Here is a 24,977-nt window from a genome sequence, read left to right as displayed (position 1 = left end):
GTTTCAGGTGAACGCAATGGCCCAAAAGTCGCCCGGAACAAGAACGAACGCCGCGAAGAGGCCCCCCCTCGTCCCCAACGCCGACGGCGTCGTCCTCCTCTCCGGCGGCAACCCCCAGGTCCCGAAGGGCGACGGCGACGGCCCCGTCCAGGCCTACATCGCCGCCATGCCCGGCTGGAAGCGCGACATCGGCCGCCGCCTCGATGACCTCATCGTCGCCACCGTCCCCGGCATCCGGAAGGCCGTGCGCTGGAACTCCCCCTTCTACGGCGTCCAGGGCATGGGCTGGTCCATCAGCTTCCACTGCTTCGCGAAGTACATCAAGGTCGCCTTCCTCTACGGCAAGTCGCTGACCCCCATGCCCCCCGTCGATTCCAAGGACCCGGACGCCCGCTACGTCCACATCTACGAGGACGGCAACTACGACGAGGAGCAAATGGCGGACTGGGTCCGCCAGGCAACCGCCATCCCCGGCTGGAAGGGGTTTTGACATCGAGTGAACCTGACGGCCACCACTAGGAAGGACGGTTCCCCCATGCCCTGCCTCCCCCTACCCGGCGTCAACCTCTACTATGAGGACACCGGCGGCCCCGGTAACCCGGTCGTCTTCCTCCACGCGCTCACCGGCGCCGCCGACTCCTGGGTCCACCAGCTCCCCGCCTTCACCGCCGCCGGCTACCGCTGCGTCACCTACGACCGCCGAGGCTGGGCCCGCTCCCACCCCACCAGCCCTGAGCCCCCTACCGAGTCTGCCAGCGACGACCTTCACGCCCTGCTGGAAGCCCTCGCCCTCCCGCCCGTGCACCTCGTCGCGACGGCCGCCGGAGGCCTCATCGCCCTCGACTACGCCCTCGCCCATCCGGAGCGCGTCCGCAGCCTCGTCGCCGCCAACACCATCGGCGGCGTGCAGGACGAGCCCTACCTCGAGGTCCAGCGGCGCGCCCGCCCGCCGGAGATCCAGGACCTCCCCGTGGAGCTGCGCGAGCTCGGCCCCTCCTACCGCGCCACCAACCCCGAGGGAGTGGCGCGCTGGCTGGAAATCGACCACGCCGCCAGGCCCGAAGGCACTCGCCCCTTTCCCCCGGTCAGCAAACCCATCACCTACGCCCGGCTCCAGACCATGCAGCCCCCAACGCTCGTGCTGTCGGGAGACGCCGACCTCCTCGCTCCACCGGCCCTCATGCGAATGCTCGCGGCACACATTCCGGGCTCCAAGTTCGAGCTGCTGCCCGACGCCGGACACGCGGGCTTCTGGGAACGGCCCGATGTCTTCAACGGCCTCGTGCTGGAGTTCATCGGCCGGCGCTAGGGTGACAAGCGAGAGACGGCGCCCCTACGCCGGCGACGGCCCCGGAAACGCCCACTGCCGCAGCGCAGGTTCCGCCTCGCCGCAGTCCACCAGCGCGAGGTCGCGGCGCACGTGGCTCGGCCCGCCCGTCGGCTCCCCGGCGCCCGGCGCCGCCGCGACGCACAGCCCCGTCCCTGCAAGCGTCAGTGCCCCCTCGTCGTCCAGCACAAACTGCTGCATCGCCGAGTCCGAGCACTCCCGCAGCAGCAGCTCCGAGGGCGACTCCGTCCCGCTCGCCTCCATGCACAGGTCGTATGCCGGCATGACGAGGTTGCCCGGCCCGGGCTGGTTCACCGCGAATATCTCGTCGTCCGCCCCCGGCTTGCACGTATGCGCCATCAGCGCCGCCTCCAGCCTCAGGCTCGACCCGAAGCCGGGCACGTCCACGCAGTAGAACTCCGGCTCGTCCAGCGGGTCCACAAGCTGCACCAGCGTCCGCGCGGCGACGGCCGCATCCACCGCGACCCCGTCGGACGCGACTACAGCCGCCGCCGTCGGCGTGGCGGGCACAGGCGTCGGCGGCACGGGAGTCGGCGAAGGCAGGATTGCTTCCGGCGTAGAATTATCAACGCCGGGGGTAATCACCACCTCTTCCTCCGTCGAATCGCAAGCCGCCAACACAAGAATCGCAAACGCGACGAATATAAGGCGAATCGTCAAGCAGGTTCCACCGGCTCGCCCGTGTAGAACCCCGTCGTGCGCCGTGCCGCCGCCTGCGCCGCGTCGGGGTCCGTTCCAGCCGCGATCGACGCCTGCCCCCATGCCTCGCTGCTGCCTTCTATGTAGGCTCTCCCCTCCGGCGACGTGACGAACTCCATTTCGTCCGGCTTCGCCGCATCCGGGTCCGCAATGTGGAGTGCGAGCCCCAAGAGCGCCGTCTCCCAGCCAACGCCCACCGCGCCCGCCCCGTAGTCGTCCCAGAAGGGCGAGAGGATCGCAGTGTGTGTGACGGTCACCGTGACGTTGCCGGCCCCGTCGTCCGCAAATTGGACGTCCACCCAGCTGACGTCCCCCATGAACTCCCAGGTGACCGAGAAGCGTGACAGCGGCTCGCACTCCACCACCGTCCCGCCCGCGTTGCCTTCGAGCTGAAAGCGGCCCCCAAGCTCCAGATCGCCGGAGACGGGCATAGCCCAGCGCGGTATGCGATCGCTGGTTGTCATGGCCTCCCACACGTCCTCAATCGTCGTCTGGAAGCTGCGGGCGAGGATGACCGCGGAGGCCCCCTTCCCGTCGCGCTCTAGATACAACACAGACCGCCCCATCGTGCTGAGATGCCCTTGAGTGTCGATTTCCATAGTTCCACCTACCCTCTCAAAAGTGCTGGCAAAGAATGATAACGCATGATGAAGGCGTATGATGCTTTGGAACGCACGCCGGCGCGTGCGCTGCACAAGCACGTCCCCAACGAAACTGCGTCCGGCTGGACGCCGGGCCCTACTGCTCCCGCCCCGCCGCGTCCTCCTCCGGCTCGTCCACCTTCGCCGCCGCTTGCCCGAGGCGCGATATCGCCGTCACGATGCCGTTCAGGACCCGCAGCACGAGCTCCAGGGCCACGATGAACGTCAGGGAGTACACGATCTTCTCCGTGTAGTCCCCGGCCTCCTTCAGGATGTCGAGAGACTCCCCTACAGAGAAGAACGACGCGTCAATGAGGAAGATGGCCAGCACCGCGAACGGCAGAATCTTCGCAAGGTCCCGCGAGAGGTCCTCGTTATAGTACGCCGTCACGCGGATCGCGCTGACCGTCGCGAGCGCCACCAGCAGCGTCTCGGAAAAAGTCTGGTCCTTCGAGAGGAACGCCAGGATCAGCGTCAGAACGGCAAACCAGAAGAAGGCGAAGACCGGGAAGACGATGAGGTACTTGAACACGTAGAGGATGACGTGGAGGGTTGACCGTGCCCACCGGAGGCTCCGTTCCTCGAATCTGGACAGGTCCAGCGCGAACATGTCCTTGGAAGCCACGAACCGGTAGTACTTGAAGACGAAGACAGCGTAGATGGACATGCCCAGGACGTAGACCGCCACGTCATACAGCAGGTTCAGGGCGTCATCCACGTTGAGTCCGGTGGTGAATAAGTCGTTGATGTCCATACCCCTCGCCTCTCAGGGCTGGCGCCCCGACCCCACCCGTGGCCGCCCTCGCGACGGCCGGCTTCACGCTGGCCCGGCCTGCGCCCGGGGGCAGCTGCGCGGTTCAGGAAGACCCGGTCCGCGCAGTCCTGCCCCGGACGAATCAGGCCGCCTCGATGGCCGCTTGCCTCCGGTGTTGTCATCCGCTCCCTAGTCCCAGCGGCTCTTCGGCTTCGGCTCCAGCTCCCCGTCGACGTACGTGTCCGCCTTGCCCTGCGGGAAGCAGATGAGGCCAGAGACCTTGCTCGACTCCGCCCACGCCTCGTTGTACGTCCACGCGAGGTTCTCGATGGTCTCGCCCCCGGCCTCGACGTGGAAGAAGTTCGCCTCGCCCTTGTAAGGCGAGCCCGCAACGCGGTCGCTGGCCTGCAGCAGGTCCATGTTCACGTCCTCGCGGGGGATGTAGTAGCGGTGCGGCAGCCCCGTCTCCAGCAGCAGCACCGGCCGTGTCGTCTCCGCCACCGTCACGCCGTTCACCTCGACGCGCACGTGCCGCGAGCTCGCCAGGCAGTCCACCCGCGTGTACGGGTCCTTCGGCCCAATGAAGACCTCCTCGTCCTCCTCGAACCAGGCGTCCATCTTGTTCCAGTAGAGGGCCACGTACTCCCGAACGTCCACGCAGTCCTCCAGCGGATCGGGGTACGCCCACACGGCGTTCTCCACCTCGCGCTCGCCAACCTTGACGCTCCAGTACTGAGCGTCTCCCTTGATCGGTCAGTGGGTGCCGTGGGCCGTCTCCGCCAGAAGGTCCATCCTCACGTCCGAGAGCGGGAAGTAGTAGACCGGCTGGTGCCGCGTCTCGTACATGATGACCGCATTCCGGGAGTCGACGATCGTCTCGCCGGCAAACGTCGCCCGGATGCGCTTGGGCGTCGGATCGAGGAACGCCACGTGCTCCTCGATGCCCTTGGCGGCGCCCACCGCGTACGCGTTGAATACCTGAGTCATAAGTCCCTCCTTTGCCCCCGCTTTCCGTTCACGGGAGCCCGTTGCCCGACTCGATTTCCACCCCGCCGCGCCTCGACCGATGCCCCGGCGCGTTGGACAGCGCGATTCTACCCCCCTGCGTGCCGCCCGTCCATCGCCGCGAGCGCCCAAATCGCGAGCCCGCGAGGAACGTCCAGAAGCTCGCCGTTATGTCCATTCGTGAGGCTGCCCAACCGCCGCCTCACCCCTCGCCGCGCGACTGCCATCGCCGCCACGCCCGCCACCCGACGAACCCCACGGCGCCGAGCACAATCACCGCCAGCGCCCCGTTCTCGTACGGCCCCGTGTACTCCCGGATCGTCTCCCAGTTCTCGCCGAGCGCCCACCCCGCGTACGTGAGCAGCAGGCTCCACAGCGCCGTGCCCAGCGTCGTGTACAGCAGGAACCGCACCGGGTTCATCCGCGTGTACCCCGCCGGCACCGACACGATGCTCCGGATGATGGGGATGAGCCGTCCGAAGAAGATCACGGCCTCGCCGTACCGCTCGAACCACCCCGCGGCCCGGTCCAGGTCGTGCTCCGAGATGAAAACGTACCGCCCGTACGCCGCCACCAGCCGCCGTACCCCCGCCTCGTGCGCCACGTACCCCACGGCGTACAGCACGACGGCCCCCAGCACCGACCCCGCCGTCCCCGCGGCGACGGCGCCCCAGAAGCTCAGTTCCCCGTCCGCCGCCAGCGCCCCCGCAAACGGCAGCACCGCCTCAGAGGGTATCGGCGGAAACACATTCTCAATCGCCATGACCAGCACAATCCCCGGATACCCAATGGCAAGGATCAGTTCCTCAATCCAACCGCCAACCAGCTCCAGGAGATGCGTCATGCAGGCCCCGCCTCAGTGTGGTGAAAGGGAGCAGGCAGAGCAAGTACGCTGCACCCTCTTTATGAAAGCATACGACATGAATGGTGGAGACGTGCGAGGTGTCGTGGACCCACTATATTGGAGTCGCTTGGCAACGGTTTTGCAGGAGTGCCAATGACGCTAAGCAAACAACAGGGCACATCGGTGCGAGGGCCTTGGTGTTTTGCATGCGATTACGCTTGTGCTCAGGGTCTTGGCTTAGAGCTGTTTCTCGCTGGATTGATGGCCTGAGTACCGAGTTGCTGTTTACGTCTGCATGTTGAGGCAAGACTAGTTGCGCAATTACACAAGAGTAGCAATACTAGGGTTCATGAGCAGCCTTGAGCCCATCGGTCAGCGGATTAGGCGAGAACGCCTTAGGCTCTCCATGACTCAGCGCAATCTAGCCGAGAAGGTGGGCGTGGGAACCCCACACATCTCCAAGATTGAAGCCGGTCGTGAGAGTCCGAGTGATGAACTCTTGCGCAGGATTGCTCAAGCACTGTCTTGCGACTACGACGAACTGATGTTGGCGGCAGGGCGACTCCCCGCCGATTTGATGCAGTCACTCGCGTCAGACCCTCAGAGTTCCCTCCAATTCCTACGACAATGGAAGGCCAACAAGTCCTGATGCCTCGCATGACTTACCCCCGTCCCAACCACCAACATGCAAGCACTGCCAGCAAGATTCTCATACGGCATGCATCACGGACTGGCCAGCAAGTTGACTTACCCATCCCCATTGAAATGATCATCGAGCAAACATACGGGCTTGAAATCCTCTGGGAAGAAATTGATGAGCCCAATGGAACAACGATTCTTGGGGGGTTGGCCCCACGTCAACGGAGAATTGTCCTCAACTCGAAACACGAGGCCCTATTTGTCGATATCATAGGCCCAGAACGCTTCACGCTCGCTCATGAGTTTGCTCACTGGGTGTACGACGCGGACAGCCCTGAACAACTTAGCTTGGACCTTGATACAGTAGGTTTACAGCCCTACTGCTATGCTAAGGAGCCTGCCGGGTTGTCTGAGGATCACCGTATTCGGGAAATGAACGCCAACAAACTAGCAGCGCACCTCCTGCTACCGGAGTCACTGCTGCGCCGGCCAGAACACAGAGAGAAGCTTAGAGACTTGTCCGTCGCGGCGAAGGCGTGGGGAGTTTCCCTTACAGCTCTCGGAATCCGCCTCCAAGACTTGGGCATACTCATTTAGCAAGAAATGCATCATTTTGGCCTTCTGTAGGTACTTGCGCAACTGAGCAACTCACGTTAAAGTGTGTTTGTGCGCAAGTACACAATACACTATGGGAGGCGCCCAACATGGCAGACCTAAGAGTGACCAGGACTGGCAAGGACATTTACGGGGATATCACGGCGCTGTGCGGCTCAGGGTGGCAAGTCTCCAAGTCAGACGCCATCTACCACATCGAGCAACGGTGGCATACCTACTTCGTGCAGGATCCCTACTTCCGTCGGGCAGACGTTCGTGTCATTAATGGACTTACGGGCAAATACCTGCGAACCGACCCAAACTCCTCGTGTTCGGATAATCTCGACACTCTGCCCAATTGCTAGCCAGATACTCTCGGGCGAATAGCTAACGGTTCTAAGGGAACCCTTGGGACAGTGATCCCCTCTAGGCCAGCATATAAGTGAGTTGCGGCCGCGTGGTGGTCTTCAAACGTTCCACCACGCGGCTACACCCCTACCCCCCGTCCTCCCCGCCCTGCCGCGCCGCCACCCGCACCGCCACCACGTCCACACCGTGGTACTTCTGGTGGCTTACTGACGATGACAGGTGCCGCAGCAGCCGGAAGGAAATATCCCGGCCGTCCGTGATCTCCGGGTTCTCTCCCAGGTAGGCCAGCCGGTCCTCGATGTTCTCACCCTCCGCCGCCGACACGAACTCCAGCTCGGCGGCGCCGCCCACCGATCGGGCGGTTACCACCAGCCGCCGGGGGTCTTCCGTGGCTGATTCTTCCCCACCGTCAGCCATGCTCGCCAGCGTCTCCTCACCCACCAGCACCAGACGCTCCGCCGATGCCGCGTTCCACCCCGCGCCCGTCGCGAACTCTCGCAGGAAGCCGCTCACCCGCGGCAACGCCTCATCCCCCGCATCCACCCGCAACCGCCTGCGCCGGGGCCCGGTCAGCTCCAGGAACGCCATCATGGCGACGGCCACGATCGCGCCCGACGTCATCCCGTTCCCCAGCAGGATGCCCAGGAACCCGTCGCCCAGCAGGTCGGCGAAGATCATTTCGCTCTGGAACCCCACGCCCACCCAGAACGCTACCCCCGCGACCGTCGCCTTCCGGTGGTCGACGCCGTCCTGCACGACGATCCGCATCCCCTGCACGAACAGCAGCGAGATGAGCACGAGCAGGTACGCCGCGGCCACCGGTGACGGTATCCCGATGAGCAGCGCCGCGAACTTCGGGAAGAACGCCAGCGCCAGGATGATCACGCCGATGATGATGCCCCCCCGCCGCGCGCCGATGCCCGTGACCTCCGCCAGTGAGATGCTCGTCGAGTACGTGGTGTTGGGCAGTGTGCCCGCCATCCCGGACAGCAGGTTCCCCACGCCGTCCGCGTTCAGCGCGCCCTGCACCACCCGAAAGTCCGTCGCCCGGGGCCGCCGCCGCGACACCCGTTGGATGGCCACGCCGTCCCCGATCGTCTCGATCGCCCCCACCAGCGTCACGACGATGAACGCCGGCAGCAGCGCCCAGAACTCCGGCCCCGGCGTCACGTCGAAGCCCGGCCAGTCGCGGAAGGGCACGCCCACCCACGCTGCGTCGGCAATTGCCCCCGTGTCGTAGAGGCCGAACGGCGCGCCCACAGCGCAGCCGGCCGCGATCCCCAATATCGGTGACCACAGCCGCAGCGACGACGGCGCGCGCAGCACCATGCCCCCCACCACCAGCAGCGTCACCCCTGCCGCCAGTGGCGTCGCCATGTCGTCCGTCCCCTCCGGCACGTCCGTCAACGACCCGAAGATGATCGGCGCCACCGTGACCGCAATCAGCATGATGACAGTGCCCGTCACGACGGGCGTGAAGATCCGCCGGAGCAGCGAAAGCCTTGCCGCCAGCAGGAATTGGAACAGCGAGGAGATGACCACCAGGCTCGCCAGCGTCGCCGGGCCCGCCAGGTCCAGCGCCGCCACGCACACCGCGATGAACGCCCCCGACGTCCCCATGATCAGCACGTGCCCGGACCCGATGCGCCCGACCCGCGCCGCCTGCAGCACCGTCGAGATGCCGCACACCAGCATGGCCGCGAACACGCCCCACGTCAGGTAGCTGTCGGACGCGTCCGCGATGCGCACCACGATCACGACGGTCAGCACCACCGGCGCGACAATGAGCATCGCCGCCTGTGCCCCCGCCCCCAGCGCGATTAACGGCGGCGGGTTCTCCTCCGGCTCGTACCGCACATGCTCATTGACCACTTCCCTTGCCATCCCACACCCCGCAATTGATCGTCTCTAGTCCCCCACGCGGACTCCGGTCCCGGCCGCGCCGATGGTACCGGGCAGCAGGGTAGCAAGCAAGAAAGTCTCAATTCCGCAATAGAATTGAGACTGCGTTCACAGCAACGCGATTACGGCGATACAATCTTGCCCGCAACCTGCGTGGAAGGCCCGCGACGGTACCTAGCGCGGATATAGCCCCTAGTGATAGATTCCGGTTGGCGTTTGGCCACTCGTTCACAGATACCGTGGAGGAGGACTGCCATGAGAGCGCTTGGCGGCCTGGTGACCAGCTACCGCATCCCCTCGATGCTCGCCGCAACCGGCATCGCAACCCTCCTCCTCATGCTCCTCCGCCCCGGCGTCGCCCACGCCATGGGCGTTGAGGAGGAGGCCGCCTTCGTCTTCAACACCTTCTCCTTCCTCGTTTGGGGCGCCCTGGTCATGTGGATGTGCGCCGGCTTCACCATGCTGGAGGCCGGGTCCGTCCGCACCAAGAACGCCTCCATGATCTGCATGAAGAACATCGGCCTCTACTCCATCGCCGGCCTCGCCTACTTCGTCATCGGCTACAACCTCATGTACGTCGACGTCGGCCGAGACCTCACCATCCTCGGCCTCAACCTCGGCGAGCTCATCGGCACGTTCGCCTTCACCTACAGCTCGTCCGCCGCCGAGGCCGCGCTGCTCGAAGCCGAGGCCGGTGCGTCCGCAGCGGGTGTCCTCGCCAAGTCCTCCTACGCCTCCATGTCCGGCTGGTTCTTCCAGATGGTCTTCGTCGCCACCACCGCCTCCATCGTCTCCGGCGCCCTCGCCGAGCGGGTCAAGATGTGGTCCTTCTTCCTCTTCGTCCTCTTCCTCACGGGATTCACCTACCCCCTCATCGGCGCCTGGACCGGGGGCGGCGGCTGGCTCAGTGCCCTCGGCTTCACCGACTTCGCAGGCTCCACCATCGTCCACAGCACCGGCGGCTGGGCCGCCCTCGCCGGCCTCGTCGTCATCGGCCCCCGCCTCGGCAAGTTCGCCCGCGACGGCAGCGTCCGCCCCACGCCCCCCTCCAACATCCTCGTCGTCACGCTGGGCGTCTTCATCCTCTGGTTCGGCTGGTTCGGCTTCAACGGCGGCTCGCAGCTCGCTCTCGGCAGCGCCGTAGACGCCGTCTGGATGAGCATCGTCCTCGTGAACACAAACCTCGCTGCCGCGTCCGGCGTCGTGGTGGCCCTCATCGTGTCCCGGCACATCCTTGGCCGCACTGACCTCTTCGCCGTCCTGAACGGCGCAATAGCCGGCCTCGTCTCCATCACCGCCGCGCCCAACTTCGTCGACCACTACTGGGCCATCCTCATTGGCGCCATCGGCGGCCTGATCGTCGTTGCCGGCTTGCGCTTCCTGGAGTACGTGAAGATCGACGACGTCGTCGGCGCAGTCCCCGCCCACCTCTTCGCCGGCATCTGGGGCACCCTCGCCGCCAGCATCGCCGGAGGCGCCGAACTCCACATCCAACTCCTCGGCGTCGCCGTCATAGGCGCGACGGTGTTCGGCATCTCCTGGAGCGCATGGAAGGTCCTCGACATGACCCTTGGCGCCCGCATTTCCCATCAGGTCGAGCGCTTGGGCCAGGACGCCGGCGAGCTCCACATGGAGTCCTACCCGGAGTTCGTCCTCATGCCGGACCCCGACTACTACGACGATATTGAGGAAGAGTAGGCCAGGGGGTAAGAGCGCATAGGCCCAAATACGCATTTGTTGACGCGGAAACTGCGCTCAACTATCGTCTTGAGACTGACAACGGCGCACGCAATGCTTTGGGGCTCAATAAACGAGGGGGGCAGCATGATGAAGTGGCGGACGGCAGTGGCGGTCATCTTGGCGCTATCCCTCCTCCTCGCCGCCTGCGGCGGCTCAGGCGGCGAACCGACCGACACCGTCGCTACAGAGCCGTCCGCACCAACGCAACCGTCCTCCGGCGCCCCGCAATCGGAGCCCACGGCTGCCCAGCCTGCCGCCGGCACACCCCAGGTCGAGACCGCTCCCGCCGAACCCTTTGACGTCGCCGCACACCTCAGCGCAAAGACCATGGAACTGTGGGACGTCTACAACACGTACGATCCTGAAGCGCTGAAGGCCTTCTACTCCGAAGCCTATTGGGCGGAGAAAGCGGAAGAGGTCGAGTCAAACATGGAGCCCTTCAAACTCTTCGGCATTACGATTGCGGGGGAGGAAACGTCGCCGCCCACGGAGGTCGAACCCGGCAAGTGGGAGGTCCGGCACGACGCCAGCTTCCCCCTGGGTTCACTGAAGATGGTGTTCATTTACGAGGAATTCGACGGTGAGTGGCTCCTCACCTACGCCGAAGACCAGTAGCCCGGGAAAGCGGCCGTCCCTCATGCCCTCGTTGGCATACCCGCAACGCTGACCGCGCTACAAGTGCGCCTGCATCCCCTCCCGCACCGCCAACCCGGCCCGGCGCTGTCCGACACGTCAAGCATCCCCCCGTCGCCGAACATCAGGCCCTCCGCCGTCAGGTCCTCGCGCAGCAGGTCCGTCCCGAAGGCCCCCCTCCGCAGCCACCAGCTACGTTCGAGCCGCCCGCATCATCCTCAGCCCCGCACGCCTCAGGATGCTCGTCTCGCCCACCGCCCCGTCATGCCCACGCCCTCCTCCCGTCATTCCTGCCCCCTCCTCCCATCATTCCTGCGCCCCTCCCGTCGTTCCTGCGCAGGCAGGAACCCCGACAAACAGACCAAACCGGCAACCTCCATCCTGGCCAAAGCCTGCCCCGTACCCCATACGGCGCCGGGCTCCAGGGGCACCGCCACCCTGACACCAACCCCTCGCGCGAATGCACACCCACCCCTTACCCTCTCCCCATGCAACACGTATCCGCCCCTCCCAACCGAAACTCCCGCAACGCCCAACCTCTCAGGCCACCGAGTTTTTCGTTGACCCCGGCGTCCGAGTCAGCGGTTGTGCACGGGGGATCGGCCAGAATGCAAGAATTCTCTGTCTTGAATCTAAATTGCGACACCACCCCTATAAATCAAAGGCGAAACAACCTCCGACCCAGCTACGGGAAAATCACGACCAATGTCAAACGAATGGTGGGCGTGCCTCTAATCGCCACCAACTGTTTTGTTGCACCAGGCCTCGACAACCGCAGTCCGGCCTGCGCGGCCGCCGCCTTTACCCGCCCCATGCGCGCCCCCTACAATCCTCACCAACAGGAGGCGGACAGCTAGCATGACAATGAGATCGGCGGACGTGGTGGTGGTCGGCGGCGGCGTCAACGGCGCCTCCATCGCCATGCACCTCGCACGCATGGGCGCCGGCCGCGTCCTCCTCCTTGAGAAGGGCCACCTCGCCAGCGGCGCCAGCGGTCGCTCCGGCGCCATGGTCCGCCAGCACTACCTCCACCCCGTCCTCGTCCGCATGGCCGTCGAGGCCGGCGCCGTCTTCCGCAACTTCGCCGACGCCGTCGGCGGCGACCCCCGCTTCCAGCAGACCGGCCGCCTCCTCCTCTTCGCCGAGCACGACGCCGACGCCGCCCGCGCCAACGTCGCCATGAACCGCGACGTGGGCGCCAACATCCGCCTCGTCTCCCTTGCCGATGCCGCCGAGATCGCCCCGGCGCTCGACCTTGACGGCGTCGCAGTCGCCGCCTACGAGCCCGACGCCGGCCACGCCGACCCCCTCGCCACCACCTACGCCTTCGCCGACCGCGCCCGCGACTACGGCGCAGAGATCGTCACCGGCTGCCCCGTCCGCGCCATCGCCACGTCAGCCGGCCGCGTCACCGGCGTCGAGACCGACGCGGGCCTCGTCGAAGCCGACGCCGTCGTCGCCGTCACCGGCCCCTGGGTCAACCAGCTCGCCGCCCCCCTCCGCGAATCGCTGCCCGTGTCGCCCATCCGCGTCCAGATGGTCGTCCTCCGGCGGCCCCCGTCGCTGGAGTCCTTCTCCCCCATCGTCATGGACCACACCTCCGGCACGTACCTCCGCGTGAACGCCGGCTCCACCACCCTCGCCGGCGCCATGTTCGAGGAGGACCTCAGCGAGGTCGTGGACCCCGACGACTACGGCCTCAACGCCGACCACGACACCATCGTCACCTTCTGGGGCCGCGCGTCACGACGCGTCCCCGGCTTCGCCTCGACGACCCCCCTCGGCGGCTACGGCTCCCTCTACGACCTCACGCCCGACGGCAACCCCATCCTCGACGCCTCAGCGACGGTCAGCGGCTTGTACTACGCGACCGGCTTCAGCGGCCACGGCTTCAAGCTCTCCCCCGTCGTCGGCCGCATGGTGGCCGAGCTCGTCCTGACCGGCGACAGCGCGGGCCACCCCATCCGCCCCTTCCGCGCCTCCCGCTTCGCCGAGGACGACCCCCTCGGCGCCGAGCACCCGTACAAAGGCCCCCTGCACCAGTAGGGACACTGACACGTCGCATTGACTGGGAACGCCCTCGGGTATATGTTCACCGAGAGCCTCGCAATCTCCTTTATGGAGGGGGACTTGGACCTCAACCGGCCGCTGCCCATCCACGACTTCTCGCCGGATACGCTCCTCAGTCTCGTGGAGCGCATCGAGAGCTCCTCCGGCTTCCAGCACTTCATCTTCCGCGAGGCCGAGCTCGACGACCTCTGGCGTCAGGTCGAGTATGCCCTCGTCAACGCCCAGTCCAGCGGCCCGGAGCACAAGGACATTGACAGGCTCCGTGTCTTGCTCGACTGCGTGGTGGCCGCCCACGACCTGGTTTCCGTCAGCAAAAAGGAAGAGGCCATGGCGCAGCTTCAGGCCGGCATTCGGGCACAGGCCTAGCGCCGCAATGTATCAATAGGCTCACAAAGGACGCAGTTACAGGAGGGAAGAAACATGCTGAACGCGCAAGACAATGAACTGATGTGCCGGGTTGGCCCGGGCACCCCCATGGGTGAGGTCCTTCGCCGCTTCTGGGCCCCCGTCCTCCTCTCCGAGGACCTCCCGCACCCGGACTGCGACCCCAGGGAGGTCCGCCTCCTCGGCGAGGACTTCGTCGCCTTCCGCGACACCAACGGCGAGATCGGCTTCGTGGAGGCCCTGTGCCCCCATCGGCGCGCGCCCCTCTTCTACGGCCGCAATGAGCACGAGGGCCTGCGCTGCATCTACCACGGCTGGAAGTTCGACGTCGCGGGCGCCTGCGTCGACATGCCCTCCGAGCCCGCCCAGTACGAGTTCGCCAGGAAGGTGCGCCCCATCGGCTTCCCCACCCGCGAGTGGGGCGGCATCATCTGGGCCTACATCGGCCCCCAGGACCGCATCCCGGAGCTCCCCCAGCTCGAGTGGTGCCGCGTCCCCGCCGAGTACCGCAACCTGGTGAAGTACAACCAGGAGTGCAACTTCGTCCAGGCCACCGAGGGCGACATCGACTCCAGCCACATCGGCTTCCTCCACACCAGGTTGGATCAGAAGACAGCCCCCTCTAGCAAGGAGATGCTCTGGCGCGTCAATGACACGGCCCCTCGCTGGATCATCCAGCCCACGGACTACGGCGTCATGCTCGCCGCCCAGCGCAACGCCGAGGATGACACCCACTACTGGCGCATCAACCAGTGGCTCATGCCCTACTACACCATGATCGCGATGGACCTGGAGCAGAAGCGCGGCCACGGCCACATGTGGGTGCCCGTCGACGACGAGCACACGGACGTCTGGTGCGTCATCTGGTCGCCCGTCGAGCCCCTGCCCCAGTCCGAGCGCGACGCCATCCTGGGCGGCCCCTCCCCGCATATCTCCAGCCTGGACCCGGCCACCGGCAAGCTGCGCGCCACCAGGGCCAACCACTTCCTGCAGGACCGCCACAATCAGCGCACCCAGACGTTCACCGGCATCCTCGGCGTCCGCGAGCAGGACACCGCCGTCGTCGAGGGCATGGGCGCCATCGCCGACCGCACCAAAGAGCACCTCGGCACCAGCGACAGCGCCATCATCGCCATGCGCCGCTACCTCGTGAACTCCGCCAAAGCCTTCATTGAGGGGAAGGAACCGCAGGAGCCCTACAACGGCGGCCTCTACCGCGTCCGTGCCTGGTCCTACGAACTCAGCCGCGAAATCGATTTCATGGAGAACCAGAAGGTCAAGGAGCTCATGGAGACAATGGTGTAACACCCATTCGAGCGGCCTTGCCGCGGATAGGAACGACTTATGATCGCAGGACCGTCGGGCAACGGAGGCGGCGCACCGGAGAAGAAGCTCAATGTCGGCATCGCCGGCCTTGGAGCGGGCGCCGTGCAGGTGATCCGCGCCATGGAGGCCGCCCCCTACCTCGACATCGTCGCCGCCGCCGACACCCGCCCGCAGGCCCTCTCCGCCTTCCGCGAGCGCTATGAGGGCCGCACCTACGACAACGTTGAGGGCCTCGCCAAAGACCCGGACGTGGACGTCGTCTGGGTATCCACCCCCAACATCTACCACTGTGAGAACACCGTGGCCCTCGCCAACAACGGCAAGCACGTTGTCGTCGAGAAGCCCATGGCCGTCACCTTGGAGGAAGCCGAGCGCATGGTGGAAGCCGCCGAGCGCAACGGCGTCAACCTCCTCTGCGGCCACACCGCCAGCCTCATGGCCGGCTTCCGCGCCATGCGACGCGTCATCACCTCCGGGCGGCTCGGCAAGGTCACGGCCATCAACTGCTGGTCCTACGTGGACTTCATGTTCCGCCCCCGCATGCCCCATGAGCTCGATATGGAGATCGGCGGGGCCCTTCCCTACAACAACGGCCCGCACCAGTTTGATGTCGTCCGCATGATGGGCGGCGGCATGGTGCGCAGCGTGCGCGGCAGCGTCTCCAGGTGGATGGACGCCCGCACGTCGCCCGGCTACTACGTCGCCTACCTCGAGTTCGAGGACGACACCCCGGCGACCATCGTGAAGAACGGCTACGGCTACTTCATGACCACTGAGCTTGTGCCCTGGGCCCACGACGTCCCGGAGCGCCAGCGCAACCGCGACCTGCGCAAAGCCCTCCGCAACGGCCTCCCCTTCGATGAGGCCAGCGGCAAGGAGGCCCAGCGCTTCGGCGGCTCCGACACCAACACCCTGCTCGGCCCCCGCGGGAACGTCCTCCGCTCCGGCTTCCAGCCCGACGCTGGCTTGGTCATCGTGAGCTGCGAGGCGGGCGACATCCGCCAGTCCGCCAACGGCCTCACCATCTACGACGACGACGGCCAGCACGAGATCCCCGTCGAGGGAGTCCACGACGAGCGCATGGCGGAGCTGGACGAGATGTACAACGCCATCAGGGAGGGACGCCCCGTCCACCACGACGGCCGTTGGGGCATGGCAACCCTGGAGTGCGTGCTTGGCATGATGCAGTCCGGCCGCGAGCGCCGCGAGATCGCCATGACCCACCAATGTCCCGCTTGGGAGTAGTTGCGGCGCGCCCTGACACCGTTCTCTTGACACTCCCAACCCTCTCCCCGTACGCTTCTCGTATCCAGTGGTAGCTGCCCCAGCATCCTGCGCCCGTGCCGGCGAGCATCGGCGAAGCTGGCAGCCCCGGGAACTCGATGCCGGAGCGCGACGTGACCTCGGACGACATTCGCGCCGACGCCGAGTGGGACGCAGGTCACCTCGGTTGCGGCGAGATCCTCATCCTCCTGCGCGGCCATATGCAGTCCCTCCAATCGGGTCAGGTGCTCAAGCTCACCGCCCGCGACCAGGCCGCGCCCGTCGAGATGCCTGCATGGTGCCGCCTCACCAGCCGCGCCCTGCTCCATGCAGACCACCCCGACTACTGGATCAAACAACGCTAGTACAAGGAGAGCCCAAATGGCTGGACAGTTCTGCGTCTTCCTCACCCGTGCCCTGGAGGACCCCGACCGCGCAACCGTCGCATTTGTCATCGCCAACGCCGCCCTCGGCTCGGAGAAGGACACCGTCGTCTTCCTCAGCACAGAGGGCGTCCGCCTCTCCCAGAAGGGCTACGCCGACGACGCCCACGAGGAGGGTTTCCTGCCCCTGAAGGACCTGATGGACAACTTCACCGGGGCCGGCGGCACCATCTACGTCTGCTCGCCCTGCTTCAACAAGCGCGGCCTCGACCCTGACAACCTCGTCGACGGCGCCCAGATCGTCGGCGGCGCAGTCCTCGTCGAGTACCTGTCGAACGGCGCGGCCAGCGTCTCCTTCTAACCCTGCGCGGAGCGAGACATGGACCCCGTCGAACGCCACGACTACACGCCCGACGTCAGCTTTGACGGCGGCAACCTCGATTGCGGCAGCGGTCTCCTCCTCCTCATCCGCCGCCACATCGACCCCTTGGACCGCGGCGGCCTCCTGGAGATCCTCTCCACAGACCGCACTGTCGAGGTCGAGCTCCCCGCCTGGTGCCGCCTCACCAGCAACCAGCTCGTCTCCTGGACGAAGGAGGACGGCCAGCGCAGCTTCCTCGTCTGCAAGGGATCGCTGACCGAGCGCGCCCCCGCCGTCGCCGAGGCCCCCACCCCCATCGCCGCCGTCCACGAGCGCGTCCCGGTGACCATCCCCGATACCCTGCCGCACCCGCGGCCCGCGCCGGCTATCGCCCCCCTCTCCATCATGGGCGTCGGCAGTTGGCCGCGCCCCCGCTGGATGATTCAGGCCGTCCACGACCGCTTCGAGGGCCGCCTCGGCGACGCCGACTTCCAGGCCACCGCTGACGACGCCGTCCGCCTCGCCGTCGACGCCCAGCTCCGCGCCGGCGCCGACGTCCTCACCGACGGCGAGCAGCGCCGCGACAGCTACGCCAGCTTCGTCGGCAGCCTCCTCGACAACTGCCAGCTCATCCCCCTCAGCGACCTCACCGCCATGGTCGATGACCCGGACAAGTTCGAGAGAGAGCTCCGCGCCCTGGACGTCCCCACCGCTGAGGTCCGCCACCCCGTCGTCTTCGGCCACCTCGGCCGCAGCCGCTCCCTCGCCGTCCACGAGCTCGCGTTCGTCCGCGAGTGCGCCGGCCGCCCGGTCAAGATCGCCCTCCCCGGCCCCTACCTGCTCACCCGCACCATGTGGCTCGACTGCCTCGAAGAGATGCCCTACAACACCCGCGAAGACCTCGCCCGCGACGTAGTCCGGGTGCTGCGTGAGGAGCTGCACTACCTGCTCGCCGCCGGGGCGTCCCTGGTGCAGTTCGATGAGCCTGTACTGACCGAGGTGGTGTTTGGGGCACAGTCCGGCAACCGCAGCTTCATGTGCGGCGCCCTAAGCGAGAAACTGGAGCCGGGCCCGGAGTTGGATTTCGCGGTAGGTCTGCTGAACGAGGTCACCCACGGCCTGCCGAGCGACCGCCTCGGCCTCCACGTCTGCCGCGGCAACTGGACGCCCGACGAGTCCGCCGCCCTCGCCGGTGACTACGCCCCCCTCCTCGACGCCCTCTCCCGCGCCGACGTCGGAACCCTCTTCCTCGAGCTCTCCACGCCCCGCGCCGGAGAGGCCGCCGTCCTCAAGTCCCTCCCGGACGACAAGCGCATAGCCGTAGGCGTGGTCAATCAGAAGCTGGACACCGTGGAGTCACTAGAGGAAGTCCGAGGGCGCATTGAACAGGCCGTCAACCTGTTCGGAGAGGAGCGCGTCTTGCTAACGCCGGACTGCGGCTTCGCCACCTTCGCCGACAACCCCGTCGCCTCGGCCCGCACCGCGGAGGCCAAGCTCCGCGCCATCGCCGAGGCCCGGGACTCGCTGAAGTGCTAGTCCACCACGCGCTGGAACGCCCGCAGGAACCGCGGCCCAACGTCCTCCAGCTCCGTCAGCGACGCGTAGCTCAGCGCAAGCCGCACGTGCGACGTGTCCGCCGCCTCGCGGTCCTTGTAGAAGTTGGAGCCCGCCGCGAAGGTGAGGCCTTCCTCTGCCCCCGCCTGCGCCACGTCCTGCGCCGTCGCGCCGATGCACTCGGCCCACAGGAAGAACCCGCCCGCGGGCTCCTCGAAGCGCAGGTACGGCTCGCAGTGCTCCCGCAGCGTCGAGACCAGCGCATCGCACTTGCGGCGGTAGATGCCCCGCAGCATGTCCACGTGCGGCTCCAGGTCGCCGCTCCCGACGTACAGCGTCAGCGCCCGGTGCAGCAGCGGGCTCCCGCCCATGTCGAACCGCACCCGGCCCACGGACTCGATGACCGGCAGCCGCGCCTGTATCCACCCAACCCGCAGCCCCGTCGCGACAATCTTGCTGAAGCTCCCCACCTGGATCACCCCGTGCCCGTCGGCCACCGCGTACAGCGATGGAGGCGGCGGCGCGTCGAAATACAGCTCCGTGTACGCCATGTCCTCCATGATGAAGACCCGGTGCCGTGCGCAGACCTCCACCAGCTTCTCCCGCACCGCCAGCGGCATCGTCGCGCCCGAGGGGTTGTGATGGTCCGGCACCGTGTACAGCAGCTTGGCGTGCTTGCCCTCCGCCTCCAGCCGTTGCAGCGTCTCCTCCACCCGCTCGGCGAAGAGTTCGTCCTCGCCCAGCTCCACCTCGACGACCTCGCACAGGTGCCCGCGGATCGTCCGCAGCGACCCCGAGAAGTGCGGCCGCTCGACGATGCACACGTCCCCCGGGTTGAGGAACGTGTCGCACACGGCGTCGATGCCGCCCGAGCCGCCGTGCGTCATCAGGAAGTTCTCGTACGAGAGCTTGATGCCCTGGATCCGCCCCTGCCGCTCCGCTACCACCGCGCGCAGGTCCTCGAAGCCGAAGATGCCGCCGTACCGCAGCGCCGGCTCGGATGTCGTCTCGAAGACCCTGTTGATGGCCGCCTGCAGCCCTGCGACGGGCAGCGAGTCCGGGTCCGGAATGCCGCCGCCCAAGTTTATGGGCGACGCATGCTCGGTCCTAGAGAAGACGATGGACCGTCCCTGCGTCCCCGCTTCAGTCGCGCTGATTGCCGGCAGCACCGCGGCGGACCGCGCCAACAGCTCCGTCACGTCCTGACCTTCCCAGTGCTTGGCGGCGATGGTTGCCTTGGTGCTGACGTTTGTCTGGGTCATGGGGATACTCCAATGTTCGAGGTTGCCTATAGTCCCATTCTACGAAATCCGCACCATAACGTCGATGCACTGCCATTCCTCCCTTGCCGCCAAGTGCCGCAACGTCCATAATCCCCGCAGCGACCGCCTGTAAGGAGGACTTCCCATGGCAACGACCAAGCTTTCCGAGTACCGAAAGATCATCGCGGACGCAGCCGAACGGCTGGTCAAGTCCGGCATCCTGACCAAGAGCAACCACGGCAACATCAGCGCCAGGATCCCCGACTCGGACACCTTCCTGCTAACCTCCGTCAGCAACCTCGCGCAGATCACGATGGACAACATCGGCCTATTCGACCTCGACAACAACCTGCTCGATGGCTCCGTCATGCCCATCAGCGCCGAGATCATCCCCATGCACGGCATCGTCTACAAGACACGCCCCGATTCCGGCGGCGCCCTCCACACCCACTCCCCCTTCGCCACCGCCTTCGCCGTCGCCAGCCGCGCCATGCCCGTCTCCTACGAGCCCATGGTCCGCTTCGGCATGGCCGAGGGCATTCCCGTGGCCGGATACGGCCCCCGCGGCTCGCAGGCCTCCGTCGACAACATCGAGAAGGTCCTCAACGGGCAGGACAACCTCCGCGGCATCCTGCTTGAGAACCACGGCGTCCTGACATTCGGCGCCGACGTCCCCGCCGCCGTCGACGCCAACCTTGTCATGGAAGAGTGCGCCGAGATCATCATGTACTCCTACAACCTCGGCGGCCCCAAGGAAATCCCCGTCGACATGCGCGTCGCCGCGCAGCAGCGCGCCCAGTCCTTCGCCCAGGTGGGCGAGCAGCGGGCGTAGCCCCGTTTGCCTGCGCCCCGCGCCTCTGATACACTCGCCGCGCCGTAAGGAAAATCACTTCCGCACAGGAGGAATGGCACATGATTTATGAGATTCGACGGTACACCCTGCACCCGGGCAAGACGGGCGAATGGGTCAAGGCCTTTTGCGACGCCTACGAGGTCCGCGCCCAGTACTCACCCCTCGGCGCCCTCTTTCAGACGGAGATCGGCCCGCTGAACGAGGTCATCCACATCTGGCCTTACGAGAGCCTCCAGCACCGGGCCGACACCCGCGCCGCCGCGGCCAAGGACGCCAGCGGCAAGTGGCCCCCTTCCTCCGCCGTCCACTGCCTCGCCACCCAGGAGACCGACATCCTCGACCCCATCCCCGGCATGGAGCCCTGGGACGGCACCCCCCAGGAGTGGGGCGGCATCTACGAGCTGCGCCAGTACACCTACGCCCCCGGCGCCCTCCGCGACGTCGCCAAGGCCTTCAGCGAGGCCCTGCCCGGCCGCAACGAGATCTACCCGGTCGCCGGCATCTTCACCTCCCAGCTCGGCAACCTGAACCGCCTCTACCAGCTCTTCCCCTACAAGGACTGGAACCACCGGGACGAAATCCGCAAGGTCTACCTGGAATCCGGCGCCTGGCCGCCGCACTCGGACGCACGCCCGCAGCACCAACTCGTCCGGCACATGCTCCCGGCCGCCTGCTCCACCCTGCATTAGGAAAACGCCGTAAGAGCAATAGAAAGGGCGGGAGGCTTCTGCCTCCCGCCCTTTCGCTTTGGCCTGTCGGTTGAGACCGATGACCCCGCATTGCGCCCACCCTACCCCGCAAGTACCCTCTCCCCATGAACATGCGCGTCTACCTGTTGCGCCGCCTCCTGCAGGGCGCTCTCACGCTGCTCCTCGTCTCCATCGCCATCTTCGCCGCGCTGCGGGCCGCGCCCGGCGATGCCGCCGACCTCATCGCCGCCGGTGGCGCGGGCGCCGAAGCCGCCCAAGCCGGCTCCGAGGGCGAACGCGCCGCCCTCCGCTCCGAGCTCGGCCTCGACCGCCCCCTCTGGCGACAGTACGCCGTCTGGCTCTCGGACATGGTCACCCTCGACTGGGGCGAGTCTTATGTCTCTGGTCGCAGCGTATGGAATGAGTTTCTGCGGCGCATTCCCGTCACTCTGCAGCTCAGCATCATGGGCATCGCCGTTGCCGTGGGACTCGGCGTGCCGCTGGGCGTCGCGGCGGCCCTCCGTCAGGACACCTGGGTCGACTACTCCGTTCGCGTCTTCGCTCTCGGCGGCGTCTCTCTACCGCACTTCTGGCTCGCCACGCTGGTGTTGCTGGCCGGCGTCCGCTACTTCACCTGGAGCCCGCCCCCCGGCTACCAGCCGCCCCTGTCGGAACCGTGGGCCAACCTGACCCAGTTCCTCTGGCCGGCGCTGGTGCTCGGCTACTCCGGTGCCGGGCTGCTCACCCGCATGACTCGCTACACCGTGCTGGAGGTGATGCGGCAGGAGTACGTCCGCACTGCCCGGGCCAAGGGCATCTTCCCCGCCGACGTGGTCCAGCGTCACATCCTGCGCAACGCCCTGCTGCCCGTCATCACCGTCGCTGGCATCGCCTTCGCGACGCTCATCAGCGGCTCCGTCGTGCTGGAGCAGGTCTTTTCGCTGCCAGGCACCGGCCTCTACCTGTTGGACGCGGTCAAGTTCCGCGACTACGCCGTCGTGCAGCCCGTCATCGTCTTCTTCGCCGCGTGGGTGGTGCTTGTCAACCTGACTGTCGACATGCTGTACACATGGCTCAACCCGCAGGTGCGCTATGGCTAGCTCGACGCCAATCCCCGCAGCAGCCCAGTTCCCCGGCGCCGTTCCGCCCCCGATCGGCGCTTGGCGGAGAACGCTGCGGCTCCTCCGCATCCACCCCCTTGGCGCGGCAGGAAGCGCCGTTGTAATACTGCTCGTGGCGATGGCCCTCTTCGCGCCCCTGCTCTCACCCTACGACCCTGTCGCGCAGGACGCCGACAGCGTCCTCCACTCGCCCGGCGCCGAGCACTGGCTCGGCGCTGACAACCTCGGCCGCGACATCTGGAGCCGCATCGCCTTCGGTGCCAGGGTCTCCTTGGGGGTCGGATTCCTCTCTGTCCTGCTGGGCTCGGCCGTGGGGGCCCTGGCCGGCGTCGTGGGCGGCTACTACGGTCGCTACGTCGATGCCGCGCTGCAGCAGGCCGCCGATGCCCTCTTGGCTTTCCCCACCCTCGTGCTGGCGCTGGGCATCATGGCCGTGCTCGGCGCCTCGACTGCCAACGTCATCCTTGCCATCGCGCTCGTCCAGGCCCCTCGCGCCGCCCGCGTCGTGCGCAGCCAGGCGCTGGCAGTGTCGAACGCGGAATACGTGGCCGCGGCCAGGATCGTTGGCGCGGGTAGCCCCCGAGTCGTGCTCCGTCACGTCCTGCCCCACTGCGTCGCGCCCTTCCTGGTCATCTCCACCAGCGCCCTTGGCGCCGCGATTGTGCTGGAGGCGTCGCTGAGCTTTTTGGGTCTCGGGGTGCCGGCCCCCGCTCCATCGTGGGGCGGCATGCTCGCCGGCCCCGGCCGCGATTACTTCAACGCCGCCCCGTGGATGGCCCTGTGGCCGGGACTCGCCATCTCCCTTGCCGTCTACGGCTTCAACCTCCTTGGCGACGCCCTCCGTGATGTCCTCGATCCACGCCAGCGCCCCGTCTAGCAGCCCCGGTGGCCGTTGCCCGCCCCCGCTGGGCGGCGGATACTGGAAGTGTCCCGCCGCAATCCGCCCGTAGCTCAGGGGACAGAGCACTGGGCTTCGGACCCAGGTGTCGGGGGTTCGAATCCCTCCGGGCGGGCTTCCCTCTTACGCCCTCACCTCACACTGCTCATTCCGTCGTCCTGTCCCTTCTCAGGGCGTCGTCAATCCAGGAGACGGTCCATCCTGCGCCGAGACTTGATCATGACATTAATGGTGAAGAAGCCGAGGAAGAACGACATCGGGTTCCCTAAGCCTATTGGCCCTGGCGAACGGTAGAACTTCGCAAACTCCCTCGGGAGTTTGATGGCAGGTTCGCCGACTGCCGCATGAGCATTGGACTGCGACTGCGCGTCAATCTCACGCCCCTTGATGTCCTCGGAAACGGATGCGTCCAGGTCACCTCCGGGCCCTGGGAGATCCAAACTCCCAATCAACGCCGCCACACCCGGTGTGGGAATGGCGGCTGGCAAGGGCGTGGGTTTCAGCGACGGTGTACTTGTTGGCGTCGGCAGCGGCGCCGCCGTCTCCGTAGGTGGCGAAACTTCGGGCGTGGGCCCAAGTATGGGGCCCGGAGCAGCCGTCGCTGTCATCGTGGGCAGCGGCGTCGGCGCGACTGCAGGCTTCGCTGTCATCGTGGGCGTCGGCGCCGGCCCGACTGCAGGCGTCGCTGTCATCGTCGGTGTCGGCATTGGAATAGGAGTATGCGTAGGGGTCGGAGTCGGCTTCTGTTCAACCGTAAGTGCCACCGATATAGTCTTCGGGGAGTCGGCCAACTCATTGACGCCCACATAGACCGTCGCCGAGTGACTGCCGGCGCCTAGGAACCACGTTTCGGCCGTCAGGGTCACGGTCTTCCGGTCGCTCGGACCCGAGCTCACCACAAACGCGGGCGTCGACTTAAGCCAGGGCGCGTCGTCAGACAAGTTGAATATCATCCGGCCCGCGCCCCGGTTCCACACCTCAAACGTCACCTCCAGCGGCGCGCCATCCACTCCGGAGGACTTTAAGAGGAGAACCTTCTCTGAAAGTCCAATGCCGCTTGGAACGGCTGTCGGGGTTGGAGTTGGTGTTGGAGTTGGTGTCGGCGTGGGTGAAGTAACCGACCGTTGAGAACCGAGTCCACCACTCGACCGCACCGGCGTCGGCAGCGGAACAAGCTGCTCCTTGGCCCGTGTTACCACGATGGTGTACGTCGTCTCGGCAGTCCCGTCGCCCGAGGTCACCACCACCTGCACCACCGACGCTCCCTCACCCAATGCGAGCGCCCCGTCCTGGTCAACCACACCATCCAGCATTATCACGACGGTTGCGGCTACGTCCTCCGTTACCGCATCAACCGTCACAACGTGAACGTCGTGCTCCACCTCCGTCTTGTAAAACGGCGTTTCCGGACTGAACTGCGGCATGAGGGTCACACGGCTGATATCGAGGCTCTCCAGCAAGGAGCTTACTTCCTCCTGCCGTGTGACCCTCACGACATACGTCGCCGTCGTCTCCCCGTCCTGCGCCGTCACCTCTACCGTGATGACTGCCTCGCCCACAGGGAGATCCACCTGATGGCCCTCTGTCCCGCCGTCCGCATCCCCCGGCGTGACCGCCACGCTCGCGTTCTCGTCGCTAGCTGTCG

General features: G+C 66.4%; 25 protein-coding genes, 1 tRNA gene and 1 pseudogene. 18 read left to right on the top strand and 9 right to left on the bottom strand.

The features are described 5' to 3' along the window. The first annotated feature begins 16 nt into the window (after positions 1 to 16). Positions 17 to 490: a DUF1801 domain-containing protein gene (locus OXC99_01775; protein MCY4623726.1), complete on the top strand. Its 474-nt coding sequence runs from the start codon at positions 17 to 19 to the stop codon at positions 488 to 490. Between the two features lie 45 nt (positions 491 to 535). After that, complete coding sequence (locus OXC99_01770; GenBank protein ID MCY4623725.1) at positions 536 to 1,309, top strand: alpha/beta hydrolase; 774 nt, start codon at positions 536 to 538, stop codon at positions 1,307 to 1,309. Between the two features lie 24 nt (positions 1,310 to 1,333). Here OXC99_01770 and OXC99_01765 read toward each other — a convergent pair whose 3' ends face one another. The 6 genes and pseudogenes from OXC99_01765 to OXC99_01740 form a co-directional block, all read right to left on the bottom strand. After that, positions 1,334 to 2,008: an RICIN domain-containing protein gene (locus OXC99_01765; protein MCY4623724.1), complete on the bottom strand. Its 675-nt coding sequence runs from the start codon at positions 2,006 to 2,008 to the stop codon at positions 1,334 to 1,336. Next, positions 2,005 to 2,646, bottom strand: a complete 642-nt coding sequence (locus OXC99_01760; GenBank protein MCY4623723.1) for an SRPBCC family protein — start codon at positions 2,644 to 2,646, stop codon at positions 2,005 to 2,007. Before OXC99_01760 ends, OXC99_01765 begins: the two co-directional genes overlap by 4 nt. 139 nt (positions 2,647 to 2,785) lie before the next feature. After that, positions 2,786 to 3,442, bottom strand: a complete 657-nt coding sequence (locus OXC99_01755) for a hypothetical protein (GenBank protein MCY4623722.1) — start codon at positions 3,440 to 3,442, stop codon at positions 2,786 to 2,788. Between the two features lie 189 nt (positions 3,443 to 3,631). Beyond that, entirely contained in the window at positions 3,632 to 4,060 is a 429-nt protein-coding gene (locus OXC99_01750; protein MCY4623721.1) for a DUF427 domain-containing protein, read from the bottom strand. An 18-nt stretch (positions 4,061 to 4,078) separates the two neighbouring features. Continuing rightward, positions 4,079 to 4,429 (bottom strand): annotated as a pseudogene (locus OXC99_01745) (DUF427 domain-containing protein). A 220-nt stretch (positions 4,430 to 4,649) separates the two neighbouring features. Beyond that, positions 4,650 to 5,291 carry a DedA family protein gene (locus tag OXC99_01740; GenBank protein ID MCY4623720.1) on the bottom strand — a complete coding sequence of 214 codons (642 nt, stop codon included), beginning with the start codon at positions 5,289 to 5,291 and terminating at the stop codon, positions 4,650 to 4,652. A 765-nt stretch (positions 5,292 to 6,056) separates the two neighbouring features. Between OXC99_01740 and OXC99_01735 the strand changes: the two genes are divergently transcribed. Both OXC99_01735 and OXC99_01730 read left to right on the top strand, forming a co-directional pair. Then, complete coding sequence (locus OXC99_01735; protein MCY4623719.1) at positions 6,057 to 6,527, top strand: ImmA/IrrE family metallo-endopeptidase; 471 nt, start codon at positions 6,057 to 6,059, stop codon at positions 6,525 to 6,527. A gap of 107 nt (positions 6,528 to 6,634) precedes the next feature. Next, positions 6,635 to 6,889 (top strand): DUF3892 domain-containing protein, encoded by a 255-nt coding sequence (locus OXC99_01730; protein MCY4623718.1) that lies wholly within the window; start codon positions 6,635 to 6,637, stop codon positions 6,887 to 6,889. A gap of 130 nt (positions 6,890 to 7,019) precedes the next feature. Here the strand turns inward: OXC99_01730 and OXC99_01725 are convergent, their stop codons facing one another. Continuing rightward, entirely contained in the window at positions 7,020 to 8,777 is a 1,758-nt protein-coding gene (locus OXC99_01725; GenBank protein ID MCY4623717.1) for a purine/pyrimidine permease, read from the bottom strand. A 273-nt stretch (positions 8,778 to 9,050) separates the two neighbouring features. Between OXC99_01725 and OXC99_01720 the strand changes: the two genes are divergently transcribed. From OXC99_01720 to OXC99_01680, 9 genes are all read left to right on the top strand, one after another. Continuing rightward, entirely contained in the window at positions 9,051 to 10,493 is a 1,443-nt protein-coding gene (locus tag OXC99_01720; protein MCY4623716.1) for an ammonium transporter, read from the top strand. Between the two features lie 126 nt (positions 10,494 to 10,619). Continuing rightward, complete coding sequence (locus OXC99_01715) at positions 10,620 to 11,150, top strand: hypothetical protein (protein MCY4623715.1); 531 nt, start codon at positions 10,620 to 10,622, stop codon at positions 11,148 to 11,150. A gap of 876 nt (positions 11,151 to 12,026) precedes the next feature. After that, positions 12,027 to 13,214, top strand: a complete 1,188-nt coding sequence (locus OXC99_01710) for an FAD-dependent oxidoreductase (GenBank protein ID MCY4623714.1) — start codon at positions 12,027 to 12,029, stop codon at positions 13,212 to 13,214. An 18-nt stretch (positions 13,215 to 13,232) separates the two neighbouring features. Beyond that, positions 13,233 to 13,604 (top strand): hypothetical protein, encoded by a 372-nt coding sequence (locus tag OXC99_01705; protein MCY4623713.1) that lies wholly within the window; start codon positions 13,233 to 13,235, stop codon positions 13,602 to 13,604. A 54-nt stretch (positions 13,605 to 13,658) separates the two neighbouring features. Then, positions 13,659 to 14,927, top strand: a complete 1,269-nt coding sequence (locus tag OXC99_01700; GenBank protein MCY4623712.1) for a Rieske 2Fe-2S domain-containing protein — start codon at positions 13,659 to 13,661, stop codon at positions 14,925 to 14,927. A gap of 39 nt (positions 14,928 to 14,966) precedes the next feature. Continuing rightward, the gene (locus OXC99_01695; protein ID MCY4623711.1) at positions 14,967 to 16,193 is read left to right on the top strand and encodes a Gfo/Idh/MocA family oxidoreductase; all 1,227 of its coding nucleotides are present in this window, start codon (positions 14,967 to 14,969) and stop codon (positions 16,191 to 16,193) included. Between the two features lie 95 nt (positions 16,194 to 16,288). Continuing rightward, a complete protein-coding gene (locus OXC99_01690; GenBank protein ID MCY4623710.1) occupies positions 16,289 to 16,576 on the top strand; it encodes a sulfurtransferase TusA family protein in 288 nt (95 codons plus the stop codon). 16 nt (positions 16,577 to 16,592) lie between these two features. Next, on the top strand, positions 16,593 to 16,955 hold the full coding sequence (locus tag OXC99_01685; GenBank protein MCY4623709.1) for a DsrE family protein: 363 nt from the start codon (positions 16,593 to 16,595) through the stop codon (positions 16,953 to 16,955). Positions 16,956 to 16,973: 18 nt separating this feature from the next. Next, positions 16,974 to 18,491, top strand: coding sequence for a 5-methyltetrahydropteroyltriglutamate--homocysteine methyltransferase (locus OXC99_01680; protein MCY4623708.1), 1,518 nt, complete (start codon positions 16,974 to 16,976; stop codon positions 18,489 to 18,491). Here OXC99_01680 and OXC99_01675 read toward each other — a convergent pair. Next, positions 18,488 to 19,771: a PLP-dependent aminotransferase family protein gene (locus tag OXC99_01675; protein ID MCY4623707.1), complete on the bottom strand. Its 1,284-nt coding sequence runs from the start codon at positions 19,769 to 19,771 to the stop codon at positions 18,488 to 18,490. The genes OXC99_01680 and OXC99_01675 overlap by 4 nt on opposite strands. A 145-nt stretch (positions 19,772 to 19,916) precedes the next feature. On the opposite strand from OXC99_01675, the gene OXC99_01670 reads away from it, so the two are divergent. The 5 genes from OXC99_01670 (at position 19,917) to OXC99_01650 (ending at position 23,447) form a co-directional block, all read left to right on the top strand. Continuing rightward, on the top strand, positions 19,917 to 20,603 hold the full coding sequence (locus OXC99_01670; GenBank protein MCY4623706.1) for a class II aldolase/adducin family protein: 687 nt from the start codon (positions 19,917 to 19,919) through the stop codon (positions 20,601 to 20,603). A gap of 80 nt (positions 20,604 to 20,683) precedes the next feature. Continuing rightward, positions 20,684 to 21,313 (top strand): NIPSNAP family protein, encoded by a 630-nt coding sequence (locus OXC99_01665; GenBank protein ID MCY4623705.1) that lies wholly within the window; start codon positions 20,684 to 20,686, stop codon positions 21,311 to 21,313. A gap of 125 nt (positions 21,314 to 21,438) precedes the next feature. Next, on the top strand, positions 21,439 to 22,413 hold the full coding sequence (locus tag OXC99_01660) for an ABC transporter permease (protein ID MCY4623704.1): 975 nt from the start codon (positions 21,439 to 21,441) through the stop codon (positions 22,411 to 22,413). Further along, the gene (locus tag OXC99_01655; GenBank protein MCY4623703.1) at positions 22,406 to 23,311 is read left to right on the top strand and encodes an ABC transporter permease; all 906 of its coding nucleotides are present in this window, start codon (positions 22,406 to 22,408) and stop codon (positions 23,309 to 23,311) included. The genes OXC99_01660 and OXC99_01655 overlap by 8 nt, the downstream gene beginning before the upstream one ends. Positions 23,312 to 23,374: 63 nt before the next feature. Beyond that, positions 23,375 to 23,447: transfer RNA gene (locus OXC99_01650), tRNA-Arg, on the top strand. 64 nt (positions 23,448 to 23,511) lie between these two features. Here the strand turns inward: OXC99_01650 and OXC99_01645 are convergent. Then, positions 23,512 to 24,977, bottom strand: a 1,466-nt coding sequence (locus tag OXC99_01645) for a cadherin-like beta sandwich domain-containing protein (protein MCY4623702.1), incomplete at its 5' end; no start/stop codon positions are given.

This window comes from Chloroflexota bacterium (assembly GCA_026713825.1).
GTDB lineage: Bacteria > Chloroflexota > Dehalococcoidia > Lucifugimonadales > UBA1127 > UBA1127.
The sequence above is the reverse complement of the archived record's forward strand: the minus strand, read 5'-3'. Positions and strand labels throughout refer to the sequence as shown.